Origin of the sequence: Bombella dulcis, assembly GCF_026385505.1 — a bacterium.
GTDB classification, from domain to species: domain Bacteria; phylum Pseudomonadota; class Alphaproteobacteria; order Acetobacterales; family Acetobacteraceae; genus Bombella; species Bombella dulcis.
The window spans coordinates 116,305-128,413 of the sequence record NZ_JANIDV010000001.1 but is presented as its reverse complement, the minus strand read 5'-3'; the positions used below and the strand labels follow the sequence as shown (position 1 = coordinate 128,413).

Genomic DNA, 12,109 nt, shown 5'->3' with positions numbered 1-12,109 from the left:
GGCATAAAAGGCGCATTTTCTGCCGATACCTTCACAAAATATGCCACTCATGCGGGAGTATTTGATGACCACGCCCTTTCGCCCTCATACGCTGCTTGTCACGGCAGCCATTCTCATCCGGAAGGACGGAACCGTCCTGCTGGCCCAGAGACCGGAAGGCAAGACTTTTGCCGGATTATGGGAATTCCCCGGCGGAAAAGTGGAAGTCCCGGAATCACCCGAAACCGCCCTGGTCCGGGAACTGGACGAAGAGCTGGGCATCACCGTCCAGCCCGAAACGCTGGAACCCTTCACCTTTGTCAGTGAGAACTGCGCCACCTTCCACCTGCTCATGATCCTCTATCTTGTCCGGGAATGGGACAATGAGCCTGTCGGGCGGGAAGGCCAGGCACTTGCCTGGGTACCGGCCGCAGAACTGGCAGACTACCCCATGCCCAAGGCTGACGCCCCGCTCGTCCCCCGGATTCAGTCCCTGCTGGGCTGACCTGCGGCTGTCCGTCCATGTAATCCAGCCACACATTCGGGCCTTTCGGAGCGCAATGTGTACCGTGCGTTCCGAAACACCGGACTCAGCGGCCAGCGTGGCATGGGATGAACGATCTCCCTGGAAAAGGACGGTATCACTCTGACATAAACAGAAATGTAAGAACTATCTTGGTTCAAAAATAAATCTGAGAAGATCAGACAGTTTCTGGCCTTTAATGAGCACGTGTAGCTTTGGCTTTACCTTGATTCTGAAAGGCCAAACAATTTTTGATAAACACACCTTTTGGAAACCATGCCTTTCATATTTTGGCAGATGACATTCAGAACAGTTTCCATCATCTTTTTCTGGAAACTGTTTTCCGCAAGATGAGGATAATATTACAATGGCTACCTCAACAGCACGGCTGGGTCATGTAAATCTTAAAGTCGCCAACCTTGATCGCTCAGTATCATTTTACTGTGACATACTTGGAATGCATGTGACACAGCTCTTTCCAGACCAGGCCGCCTTTTTGTCATACGGTGATTACCACCATGATATCTGTGTAAATACATGGATGTCAAAAGATGGAACCCCACCATTATATGGTATGACTGGCCTCTATCATTTTGCCGTTCTCTTTACGGAACGAGAAGAATTTCTCAAACGGATTGTCAAAATATACGAATCCGGCATCAGACTGGATGCAATAGTCGATCATGGAACAAGTCATGCAGTGTATTTCAGGGACCCTGATGAGAATGGTATTGAATATTACTGGGACCGTCCGGCAGACAAGTGGGCCGACAAAGACGGAAATTTTTTCACGGAGCAGCGTCCCATGACCATGAATGATCTGCTGACAGCAAAATGACAGAACAAACAGAACAAGACTCCATGAGAGTTTCTGCCCTCCAGATGTTCTGAAAGACCTCTTCTGTATGAAACTTAAGGACCTTCCGGCGGATTTTGCCGCCTGAAAAAAGAGCCTTTCTGTCAGGAAAGGCTCTTCTCACATATCAGACAGCTTCTACCCGGAAGCTATGCTGCGGGTTGCCCGCTATGTCCGTACGGAACGCAAAAATGCCCCCGGCCTGCGGCTGCTCAGCCAGTTCCTCTTCACTCAGCCCCTTGCGGGCCGTCGTGACGAAAACGGTCTTATAATCGTCCCCGCCAAAAGCAATCTTCGTGACATTGGACACGGGCAGGACAATCGGCTTCATCGGCGTGCCATCAGGCCGGAAACGGGTGATCTGTCCACCAGCCCATGTGCCGCTCCAGACATTACCTTCACTGTCGGTCACCACACCGTCAGGATACCCCTTCTTCAGGGTAGCGAAGACACGCTTGTTGGTCAGGCTGCCATCATCGGCAATATCGAATGCATAAATGCGCTGCTGGGGGCTGTCACAGGCATAAAGCACCTTACCGCAGGGTGAAATCGCCGGACCATTGGACACGATGTAGCCACTGTCCCAGTGTGACACGCTGAGCTGACCGCCCTTATGCTCAACCCGATAGAGGGAGCCACTCTCCCGGCTTTCTCCGTCATCCATCGTACCGAACCAGATGCGCCCCTTCTGGTCCACACACCCGTCATTCAGGCGATTGCCTTCATCCTCCGTCTCGACCATGCAGGCCTGTTCGAAATAGCCCGTCTTCACGTCAAAACGGTGCAGCCCGTCCGGCAGCCCGGCAAGGAACGTGCCATCACTGGTGGGCAGCAGAAACCCCGTGCGATTGGGAGCCTCCCAGCTGTACAGGCTGCCATCCCGCAGGCCGTAACGGTGAATGCGGCAGCTGACAATATCCACAAAATAGAAGGAATGCTCCGCTTCTATCCAGACTGGCCCTTCCCCCAGCACTGCCCGGAAATCTGACAGACATACAGGTTCATGATGTTCCAGCTTCACAGGCATTTCTCCTTTTTAAGGGCCACACTCTTCCATATGATAACAGAAAGATGCCCCAGTTTCACCGCCCGCACCGGACAGCGTTGCGGCCATCATAAGGGAATTACAGGCTCATGGCTCCCCGCACCGCATGTTTTCTCGTCATAGGTAATGAGATCCTTTCTGGCCGCACGCAGGACGCCAACATCAGGGTTCTCGCCCATGCGCTGAACGGCAGGGGCATCCGGCTGATGGAGGTCCGTGTCATTCCGGACATTGCTGACCATATCATCGCCACGGTCAATGACTGCCGGGCACGGTTCGACCTCCTGTTCACCAGCGGGGGAATCGGTCCGACTCATGACGACATCACCGCCGCCTGTGTGGCTGAAGCGTTCAATGTTCCCCTGACACGCCATGAAGACAGTTTCCGTCAGCTGGAAGCCCTCTTCCCGGCTGGTGAATTCAACAGGGCACGCCAGCGCATGGCATGGCTACCAGAAGGGGCGACCCCCATCAAGAACAGCGTTTCCACGGCTCCCGGCTTCTCACTGGGCAACGTGCATGTCATGGCCGGAGTCCCCCGCATCTTCCATGCCATGATCGACTGGCTGGCTCCGCAGCTTGAAGCCGGGGCACCACTGACAAGTGCCAGCTGGTACAGTCATGACGTCTATGAAGGTGACCTTGCCGACAGGCTGACCGCCATCCAGCAGGATTTTCCCACACTGGATATCGGTTCCTACCCGTTTGAACACGGAACGGAACGGGGCGTCGCCCTAGTCGCCAAAGGCTATGACGCTGATACGGTCATCCAGGCCGGTTCCGCCCTGAAAGACCTTCTCCAGACGCTGGATTTCACCCCAAAAGAAGGCGATCCACCACGCAGCCCGTGACAGAAAAGGCCGCCTTCCACCGGGAAGCGGCCTTTCCAGAACTTGTTATGAACAGGGCAGCTCAGCTGGCAGCCCGTGTCATCTCCAGATACCGCTCCCGGCGACGTGACAGGAGGCTTTCCTTCGGAATGGCCTGCACGGTTGCCAGTTCTGCCGCAATGGCTTCACCCACCCGGTTGATGGCTTCGGCTGGCATACGCTGGGCACCGCCCACAGGCTCATCAATGATATGGTCGATCAGTCCCAGTTTCTTCAGGTCCTGTGCGGTCAGCTTCAGGGACTCAGCCGCCGTCGGGGACATCTTGGGGTCACGCCAGAGAATGGACGCTGCCGCCTCCGGTGAAATGACGGAATAGATGGCGTGTTCCAGCATGAGGACACGGTCACCTGCCGCAATGGCAATGGCCCCACCGGACCCACCTTCACCAATCACGGTGGCGATCAGCGGCACCTTGACCTGGAGGCAGGTATCAATCGCCCTGGCAATCGCTTCCGCCTGTCCACGGGCCTCGGCATCAATCCCCGGCCACGCACCGGCCGTGTCCACGAAAGTCAGGATCGGCAGGCCGAAACGCTCGGCCATGCGCATCAGACGCTGGGCCTTGCGGTACCCTTCCGGACGGGCCATGCCGAAATTATGACGCAGGCGGCTCTCCGTATCGGAGCCACGCTCCGTCCCGATCACCATGACCGGCTGACCACGGAAACGGGCCAGCCCCCCTATGAGGGCCTGATCATCCCCGAAAACACGGTCACCAGCCAGTGGCGTGTAATCCGTCATCAGGGATTCGATATAGTCCAGTGCATGAGGCCGCTGGGCGTGACGGGCCACCTGCACTTTCTGCAACGGTGTCAGCTTGCTGTAGAGGCTGCGGAGCTGCTTGTCCGCCTTCTCCGCAAGGCGAGCCATCTCGTCATCAATGTTCAGACCATCCAGACCAGCGCCATTATCCTGGCGACCAACCTGACGAAGCTCACCGATCTTGGTCTCAAGCTCGGCAACCGACTTTTCAAAATCTAGGAACTGGCGCATGGTCCGCCCGATAGCACGCAAACGGGCCACACGACAGCCCTAATTTCATCTCCTTGCAGAAAACACGACCGGCACCATCCTCAGGCCCCGGTTTCTTCAGTTTCCGCCCCGCTGTCCCTGCCCAGAGGATGGTGCTGCTTGACGGCTTCCTTCAGCCGCTCCGTCATTACCTGCGTATAGATCTGGGTCGTGGTGATGTCGGCATGCCCCAGAAGAACCTGAAGGGCACGCAGGTCCGCCCCCCGATTCAGGAGGTGTGTCGCAAAGGAATGACGCAGCACATGCGGGCTGACACGCTGCGGGTCCAGCCCCGCCTTGACGGCACAGGCATAGAGTATCTTGTCAAATCCCTGCCGGGTCAGAGGCTTTCTAGGATTGCGTCCGGAGAACAGCCAGGGACTATCCAAAATGGCATCATAAGCCAGCAGGGCCTCGGCCGCTTCCCTGGCTGCGCTGGAGAAGGGCACGAGCCGCTCCCGGCCCCCCTTTCCCCGCACGGGCAGCATCCCGCCCCGATGCCGCACGCAGTTTGCCGGCAGACTCAGCAGCTCGCTGATACGCAGCCCGGTCGTATAGAGCATCTCCAGAGCCACACGGGACAGCAGATCACGCCGCAGGTCCGCATGACCACAGGTCCCCTTCCCCAGAAGACGCTTGACCTCGTCTTCACTCAGCGGATGGGGCAGCCCGCTATGGTAACGGGGCGAGACCTGTCCGGCCGTCAGTTCGTCAGCCCGCACGCCCATCTGGAGCATGAAACGGGCAAACTGCTTGAAACAGGACAGGCGGCGGGCCTGCGTGCGGGCTGAAATTCCGGCCCGGCCCTGATCGGCAAAATAGGCCTGGACCTTGCTGCGTGACACATCCGACAGGGAGAGTGGGGCGCACCACCGGGCAAAATCCTCAAGATCGGCCCGGTAGGCAAGACGGGTCCGCTCGGCCGCCCCCCGTTCCGCCACCATCGTCTCGAGAAACGCATCAATCAGAGCCATGGATTCCACGGGAACCCGTGTGTCCCTCACACGCTGCTCCATCATCGCAGATGCTCCCTCAGTGTCCCCCGACCGGCGGCAGCTCCGGCAGGCTGGCACCCGCATTCTGAGATGGTCCGGCAGGAGCCACAACCTGCGGCGTCAGATCATGATGCACCATCACCGGGGCTGGTGGCTGTTCACCGTGGGCCGTGAGAAAATACCCACCCCCAGCCAACACAACGAGAACCAGCAGGACCAGTGCCAAACGGACAATGGGTTTCATAAATACGGCTCCATACCAAAGGCTACGCCCTGCTTATAGAAGGATAAGCCGCTTTTAAAAACCCTCTTCTCTCCCCCTTCCACCGGGATACGGGCAGGAGTGACGGGAGGCTCTACCCCCACCCATCGGCCCGTGATAGGAGAATGGCATGTCCCTTTCTTCTTCACCCTCCACACGACCCGTGCAGCCCCCCTTCCACATCATCGTCCTTGTCGGCCTCATGGGGGCGGGCAAGACCACGCTCGGGCGACTTCTGGCCCAGCATTATGGCATTCCGTTCGTCGATACCGACGCCGAGATCGAAAAAGCCTGCCGCCAGACCATTCCCGAAATCTTTGCACGGCATGGCGAAGCCCATTTCCGGGCTGGAGAACATCGGGTCATCCGCCGCCTGCTCAAAGGTGGCCCCTGCATTCTGGCCACGGGCGGCGGCGCATGGATGCACCCGCAGACCCGCAGCCTCATCCATAAGAGAACGGATGTCTGCACCATCTGGCTGCATGTCCCTACCCCTGTCCTGCTCCGGCGTCTGCTTGGCAACCGCAGCAACCGTCCCCTTCTGGCACAGGGGGACCCGGAGGAAACCCTGCACCGCCTCGCTTCGGAACGCTATCCACGCTATGCCGAAGCAGACATCATCATCGACTGTGGAGACGAAAGCGTGGAACAGGCCACCCGGACCATCACCGAGACACTTGCAGACACGACCCTGCCCCATCATGTTCCGGTCGCTCTGGCAGGTCACAGCTATGACGTCCTCATCGGCAGACATCTTCTGAATGATGCCGGACTGAGGATAAAACCCCACCTCTCCAACAATCATGCCATCATCCTGACCGATGAGACCGTGGCCGGACTGCATCTGGAAACGCTGGAGCGGAGCTTCCGACAGGCGGGCATCCGCCTTCATTCCATCACGGTTCCGGCTGGAGAAGACAGCAAATCACTCTCCCGTTTCGAGACTGTCATGGAAACGATGCTCGATCATGGCATGGAGCGTGGCACGACCGTCGTGGCCCTCGGTGGTGGCGTGATCGGTGACCTGGCCGGTTTCGTGGCCGCCACGGCCCTGCGGGGGGTTCCCTTCATCCAGATTCCCACGACGCTGCTGGCACAGGTTGACAGTTCCGTCGGCGGAAAAACGGGCATCAATGCCAGAGCCGGAAAGAATCTCATCGGCGCATTCTGGCAGCCCCGCCTCGTCCTGGCCGACACGGCAGCCCTTGCCACCCTGCCCCGCCGCCAGCTCGTGGCCGGTTATGCCGAAATCATCAAATCCGGCCTGATCGCTGATCCTGACCTGTTCGCCTGGTGTGAGGCCAATGGTCAGGCCGTGCTGAACGGCAATGCCACCGCACTGGGCGAAGCCATACGCCGTGCCTGTGCCTTCAAGGCCGGAGTCGTACAGGATGATGAACGGGAACAGGCCCGTTCCGGAGGCCGCGCCCTGCTTAATCTTGGCCATACCTTCGCCCATGCCCTTGAAGCCGAATTCCAGTATGACGGACGCCTCCTGCATGGAGAGGCGGTTTCCATCGGCCTGCACATGGCCCTTGCCCTTTCCGTCAGGATGGGACTCGCTCCCCGGGAAGACCTTGACCGGCTGGATGCTCACTTCCATGCCCTAGGAATGCCTACCCGTGTCACGGACCTTCCCCACATGCTCAGCACGGAGACCCTGCTGTCTCACATGGGGAGGGACAAGAAACTGCGTGACGGGAAGATCACCTTCGTTCTACTCCGCAGAATTGGCATGGCTTTCACCTGCCGGGAAGTGGCCATGACAGATGTCCATACCCTGCTGCTGGAGGAAGGATTTGCTCCGTAAATCCTGCCATTTTCTGGCCTGAATACAGATTATGTGTTCTATTGGTCACAGTGGATGTCCCATCGCCATGAATGGACGGAAAATCACTTAACTTCACGCCAGGTTTCTATTACATCTCAGTCATCGGCCGCGCTGGCTCAAAACGGTGATCGTCCCGACGCCCGCCAACCGTAATGGCCGTAAGTATACAGAACTAAGGACTGAGGAAGTAAATGCGCATTCGTAACGCACTTCTCGCCATGACCTCAATGGTGGCTCTGCCGTCATTTGCCATGGCCAGCACGATCACCGGCCCATATATTGATATGGCAGGCGGTTATAATCTGGTTCAGCACCAAAGTGCTCGAGTTGGTACAGACCGTAGTATCAAACGCGCTGATACGCAGTATTACGGTAAGATGCATTCAGGCACGGGCTTCAATGGCTATCTGTCTGCTGGGTATGGCTTCGGCAATGGACTGCGTCTCGAGGTCGAGGGTACCTATAATCAGACGCATATCACCCGTTTGGGTGGGAGTTTTGCTGATGGTGCTAACCGCCGCGCTCATGGTAAAAGCGAGGGCTATGGTGGACTCGTCAATGTCCTGTACGACATTGACCTTGGTATGTTCGGTCTAGATAATTTTCCCGTTACACCGTTCGTTGGTATCGGTGCGGGTTATATGTGGCAAAACTACCGCAAGGTTTACAACCGTGCGACGGGTCGTCCCGACGGTGGCTTCAATAATACTACCGGAGGTCTCGCCGCTCAGGGTATCGTTGGTGCAGCATACGACATTCCAGGCGTTCCTGGCTTGGCTCTGACTACACAGTATCGCTTCCTCGGCCAAGCTGGATCTTCGGGTGGGGCTTCTAACGGCCGTCATTACCTGCACGAAGATGGCAAACGTGGAGATCGCGTCGGTTATGGTACCCGCTACACCCACCAGTTCATGCTCGGCCTGCGTTATGCCTTCAACAATGCTCCGCCGCCACCGCCGGCTGCTCCGCACGTTGTCGTTCCGCCGCCAGCTCAGGCTGCCCGTACCTATCTCGTCTTCTTCGACTGGGATAAGTCTGCTCTGACAGGTCGTGCCCGCGAGATCGTTGCTCAGGCTGCTCAGGCTTCCACGCACGTGCAGACGACACGCATCGAAGTTAACGGTTACACCGATAACTCCGCTGCTCATCCGGGTCCACGCGGTGAAAAGTACAACATGGGTCTGTCCCTGCGCCGTGCCAACAGCGTGAAGGCTGAGCTGGTCCGTCTGGGTGTTCCGGCCACAGCTATTGACATCCACGGCTACGGTGATGCCAATCCGCTGGTTGCAACAGCTAAGAACACACGTGAGCCGCAGAACCGTCGCGTTGAAATCATTCTGAAGTAAATTGCAGAAATGGTCAGCAACCCGAATCTCTTCGGTTAAAAAAAAGGTGCCTTTAGGCACCTTTTTTTAACTGAACTCCTTATTATAAAAAAAATTCCCCACGAAACTTACCCACCCCACGGAACCATGTTAGACTGCCATGGCCTATCGTAGCTATTTTTCTGGTTTCTCGTCGCACCCCATGATTGAACAGTTCATCCCCAAAAGCCTGATAAAATTTATTCCGCTCATGCAGCGCTTTTTCTATTTCGGGATCGTCGGGGCCGTAGGGTTTCTGGTGGACTGGGCGAGCCTGTCACTCTTCCGTCATGTGGTGGGATTACGGATTGCCGCCCTCCTGGCTTATGTCGTCGCCTCCAGCAACAACTGGATTCTGAACCGTTACTGGACATTCCGGGACTGCTGCCGCAAACGTCATAAAGTTCATCACCAGTGGGGCCGCTTCGTTCTGGCCAACCTGCCCGGCTTCATCATCAACCGGGGAATCGTGCTGGCACTCTTCAGCCTCTGGCCCCTGACACGCCATTACACGGTCATCGCTCTTCTGTGCGGCACGGCAGGCGGCATGTTCATCAATTTCACACTCTGCCACCACTTCGTTTTCCATAAGAAAAAGCCCCTCCTGTAATCCGTTCCCCCGTCATGAGGCTCCATTTCCAAGTGGTGGAAAATCAGCTAGAAAGCAGGAACTGTCTCCTCTTTCTCCTGAACCCGGATTTACAGCTTCATGATCAGTACCAACGACATCCGCGCGCAATTCCTCCAGTATTTTGAATCTCACGGGCACCGTATTCTCCCGTCTGCGTCTCTGGTTCCGCAGAACGATCCGTCCCTGCTCTTCACCAATGCGGGGATGGTGCCCTTCAAGAATGTCTTCACCGGGCAGGAGACCCTTCCCTTCAAGCGGGCCACGACAGCCCAGAAGGTCGTCCGTGCTGGTGGCAAGCATAACGATCTGGACAATGTGGGCTATACGGCCCGCCATCATACCTTCTTCGAAATGATGGGCAATTTCAGCTTTGGAGATTACTTCAAAGCTGAAGTCATTGAATTTGCCTGGAACCTGCTGACAAAAGGCTTCGGCATCCCCACCGAGAAACTGCTTGTCACCGTCTATGCGGATGATCATGAGGCCGCTTCCCTCTGGAAGAAGATTGCCGGTCTTTCGGATGACAAGATCATCCCCATTGCCACGTCCGACAATTTCTGGCGCATGGGGGATACCGGTCCCTGCGGCCCCTCTTCTGAAATCTTCTACGATCATGGCCCGTCCGTGGCCGGTGGCCCTCCCGGCAGCCCTGATGAAGACGGGGACCGTTTCGTTGAAATCTGGAACCTCGTCTTCATGCAGTTCTTTGAAGAAGGCGAAGGCAAGCGGACCAACCTGCCCCATCCTTCCATTGATACCGGCATGGGGCTGGAACGTTTCGCCGCCGTCATGCAGGGCAAGAAGGACAATTACGACACGGATACGATCCGTGCCCTCATCGAGGCTTCTGCCGACCTGCTGAAGCAGGATGCAGATGGACATTTCAGGACCAGCCATCGTGTGGTGGCCGATCATCTGCGTTCCACGGCTTTCCTCATCTCCGATGGCGTGCTGCCCTCCCGTGAGGGCCGGGGCTATGTGCTGCGCCGCATCATGCGCCGTGCCATGCGTCACCTCCATCTGATGGGTGCAAAGGAGCCCGTCTTCTACCGTCTGCTGCCTGCTCTCATCCAGCAGATGGGGCACGCCTATCCCGAACTGAACCAGCACAAGGCTCTCATCACCGAGACCATGAAAGGTGAAGAAGAACGCTTCTCCGCCCTTCTGGGCCGTGGCATGGCATTGCTGGAAGATGAAATAGGACGTCTCGCCAGCAACACCCATCTTCCTGGGGATGTGGCCTTCAAACTCTATGACACGTTCGGCTTCCCGCTGGACCTGACGCAGGACGTGCTGCGTGAGCGCGGTCATAAAGTGGACGAGGCCGGTTTCGAGAGTGCCATGAAGGAACAGCGGCGGCGTGCCCGTGCCGCCTGGGTTGGCTCCGGTGACAGTGCCGTGGAAACCGTCTGGTTTGATGCCCGTGACCGTTTCGGCGGGACGGAATTCCTTGGCTATGTCAGTGAAGCCGCCGATGCCCAGGTCCAGGCCATCTTCCGGGGCAGTGACGAACTGGCCGAAGCCAGGGCTGGGGATGAAATCGCCATCCTACTCAACCAGTCCCCTTTCTATGGCGAAAGCGGTGGTCAGGTTGGCGATCATGGAACACTGACAGGCCCTGGCCTGCGGGTCGAGATCACCGATACGCAAAAGAAGAATGGCTCCCTGATCGTCCATTATGGCCGCATCGTGGAAGGCACGCTCAGGCCGGGCATGGATGTTCATGCCGAGATCGACCACACCCGCCGTACTGCCGTGCGAGGGCATCATTCAGCCACCCACCTGCTGCATGAGGCTCTGCGCCGCCATATTGGTGAGCATGTCACCCAGAAAGGCAGCCTGAACACGCCGGACCGTCTGCGCTTTGACATCAGCCAGCCCCGCCCGCTGACCAATGACGAGCTGAAGGCCATTGAAACCGAGGTGAATGCCCGCATCCGCCAGAACAGCACGGTCGAAACACGCCTGATGACGCAGGAACAGGCCATTGAAAGCGGTGCCATGGCTCTCTTCGGAGAGAAATATGGCGACGAGGTCCGTGTCGTCTTCATGGGCAATGAAGATGAGAAGAACCGTCAGGCCTATTCCATCGAACTCTGCGGCGGTACGCATGTAAACCGCCTCGGCGAGATCGGCCTCTTCCGCATCGTTTCTGAAACGGGCGTGTCCTCCGGTGTCCGCCGTATCGAGGCTGTCTGCGGAGCGGCTGCCGAACAGACCATCCGCACCAGTGAGGACCGGCTGGCCGAAATGGCTGCGCTCCTGAAGGTCACACCTGCCGAGGCTCCGGCCCGTCTGGCGGCCCTGCTGGAAGAACGCAAGGCCCTGAATGCCCAGATTTCCTCCCTCCAGCACAAGCTGACCACGGGTGAAGGAGCAGCTTCCAGCGAGACCGTCAATGGCGTCGCACTGGCCGCCCGCTTCCTTGAAGACGTCAACCCCAAGGACCTCAAGGGGCTGGCTGATGGTCTGCTGAAACAGATGTCCTCTGGTGTGGTGGCCCTGATTTCCGGTGCCAATGAGCGGGGCAGCATCGTCATTGCCGTCAGCAAGGACCTGACAGAGCGTTTTGATGCCGTGAAACTGGCCCGTGAGGCTTCCACCCTGATGGGTGGCAAGGGTGGCGGTGGCCGCCCGGACATGGCCCAGGCCGGTGGAGCCGAACCTGCCGCTGATGCCGTGTTCGCCATGATCCGCAAGACACTGGCTGACGGCTGACCC

The 12,109-nt window shown here is 57.7% G+C and carries 11 protein-coding genes; 7 read left to right on the top strand and 4 right to left on the bottom strand.

All coding sequences use genetic code 11. The features are described from left to right. Positions 1 to 64: 64 nt before the first annotated feature. Entirely contained in the window at positions 65 to 484 is a 420-nt protein-coding gene (gene mutT / locus NQF87_RS00560; RefSeq protein WP_266126488.1) for an 8-oxo-dGTP diphosphatase MutT, read from the top strand. Between the two features lie 385 nt (positions 485 to 869). Further along, complete coding sequence (locus NQF87_RS00555; protein ID WP_266126487.1) at positions 870 to 1,340, top strand: VOC family protein; 471 nt, start codon at positions 870 to 872, stop codon at positions 1,338 to 1,340. 145 nt (positions 1,341 to 1,485) lie between these two features. On the opposite strand, the gene NQF87_RS00550 is transcribed toward NQF87_RS00555, so the two are convergent. After that, positions 1,486 to 2,379, bottom strand: coding sequence for an SMP-30/gluconolactonase/LRE family protein (locus NQF87_RS00550; RefSeq protein WP_266126486.1), 894 nt, complete (start codon positions 2,377 to 2,379; stop codon positions 1,486 to 1,488). A 113-nt stretch (positions 2,380 to 2,492) separates the two neighbouring features. On the opposite strand from NQF87_RS00550, the gene NQF87_RS00545 reads away from it, so the two are divergent. Further along, on the top strand, positions 2,493 to 3,254 hold the full coding sequence (locus tag NQF87_RS00545) for a competence/damage-inducible protein A (protein WP_266126485.1): 762 nt from the start codon (positions 2,493 to 2,495) through the stop codon (positions 3,252 to 3,254). A 61-nt stretch (positions 3,255 to 3,315) separates the two neighbouring features. Here NQF87_RS00545 and NQF87_RS00540 read toward each other — a convergent pair whose 3' ends face one another. The 3 genes from NQF87_RS00540 to NQF87_RS00530 all read right to left on the bottom strand — a co-directional run bounded on the left by NQF87_RS00540 (position 3,316) and on the right by NQF87_RS00530 (position 5,544). Beyond that, positions 3,316 to 4,287: an acetyl-CoA carboxylase carboxyltransferase subunit alpha gene (locus NQF87_RS00540; protein ID WP_266127016.1), complete on the bottom strand. Its 972-nt coding sequence runs from the start codon at positions 4,285 to 4,287 to the stop codon at positions 3,316 to 3,318. 80 nt (positions 4,288 to 4,367) lie between these two features. Then, entirely contained in the window at positions 4,368 to 5,324 is a 957-nt protein-coding gene (locus NQF87_RS00535) for a tyrosine recombinase (RefSeq protein ID WP_266126484.1), read from the bottom strand. A gap of 13 nt (positions 5,325 to 5,337) precedes the next feature. Continuing rightward, on the bottom strand, positions 5,338 to 5,544 hold the full coding sequence (locus NQF87_RS00530; RefSeq protein ID WP_266126483.1) for a hypothetical protein: 207 nt from the start codon (positions 5,542 to 5,544) through the stop codon (positions 5,338 to 5,340). Between the two features lie 148 nt (positions 5,545 to 5,692). On the opposite strand from NQF87_RS00530, the gene aroB reads away from it, so the two are divergent. The 4 genes from aroB (at position 5,693) to alaS (ending at position 12,106) form a co-directional block, all read left to right on the top strand. Beyond that, positions 5,693 to 7,372, top strand: coding sequence for a 3-dehydroquinate synthase (aroB, locus tag NQF87_RS00525; protein WP_266126482.1), 1,680 nt, complete (start codon positions 5,693 to 5,695; stop codon positions 7,370 to 7,372). A 212-nt stretch (positions 7,373 to 7,584) separates the two neighbouring features. After that, the gene (locus tag NQF87_RS00520; protein WP_266126481.1) at positions 7,585 to 8,739 is read left to right on the top strand and encodes an OmpA family protein; all 1,155 of its coding nucleotides are present in this window, start codon (positions 7,585 to 7,587) and stop codon (positions 8,737 to 8,739) included. A gap of 139 nt (positions 8,740 to 8,878) precedes the next feature. Then, positions 8,879 to 9,367 carry a GtrA family protein gene (locus tag NQF87_RS00515; protein ID WP_266126480.1) on the top strand — a complete coding sequence of 163 codons (489 nt, stop codon included), beginning with the start codon at positions 8,879 to 8,881 and terminating at the stop codon, positions 9,365 to 9,367. Between the two features lie 99 nt (positions 9,368 to 9,466). Next, positions 9,467 to 12,106: an alanine--tRNA ligase gene (gene alaS, locus NQF87_RS00510; RefSeq protein ID WP_266126479.1), complete on the top strand. Its 2,640-nt coding sequence runs from the start codon at positions 9,467 to 9,469 to the stop codon at positions 12,104 to 12,106. Positions 12,107 to 12,109: the final 3 nt, after the last annotated feature.

What these genes read in the sequence shown, in the direction of transcription:
- mutT (WP_266126488.1), top strand. Translation starts at nt 65, where the DNA reads ATGACCACGCCCTTTCGCCCTCATACGCTGCTTGTCACGGCAGCCATT.
- NQF87_RS00555 (WP_266126487.1), top strand. Translation starts at nt 870, where the DNA reads ATGGCTACCTCAACAGCACGGCTGGGTCATGTAAATCTTAAAGTCGCC.
- NQF87_RS00545 (WP_266126485.1), top strand. Translation starts at nt 2,493, where the DNA reads ATGGCTCCCCGCACCGCATGTTTTCTCGTCATAGGTAATGAGATCCTT.
- NQF87_RS00540 (WP_266127016.1), bottom strand. Translation starts at nt 4,287, where the DNA reads ATGCGCCAGTTCCTAGATTTTGAAAAGTCGGTTGCCGAGCTTGAGACC.
- NQF87_RS00535 (WP_266126484.1), bottom strand. Translation starts at nt 5,324, where the DNA reads ATGATGGAGCAGCGTGTGAGGGACACACGGGTTCCCGTGGAATCCATG.
- NQF87_RS00530 (WP_266126483.1), bottom strand. Translation starts at nt 5,544, where the DNA reads ATGAAACCCATTGTCCGTTTGGCACTGGTCCTGCTGGTTCTCGTTGTG.
- aroB (WP_266126482.1), top strand. Translation starts at nt 5,693, where the DNA reads ATGTCCCTTTCTTCTTCACCCTCCACACGACCCGTGCAGCCCCCCTTC.
- NQF87_RS00520 (WP_266126481.1), top strand. Translation starts at nt 7,585, where the DNA reads ATGCGCATTCGTAACGCACTTCTCGCCATGACCTCAATGGTGGCTCTG.
- NQF87_RS00515 (WP_266126480.1), top strand. Translation starts at nt 8,879, where the DNA reads ATGGCCTATCGTAGCTATTTTTCTGGTTTCTCGTCGCACCCCATGATT.
- alaS (WP_266126479.1), top strand. Translation starts at nt 9,467, where the DNA reads ATGATCAGTACCAACGACATCCGCGCGCAATTCCTCCAGTATTTTGAA.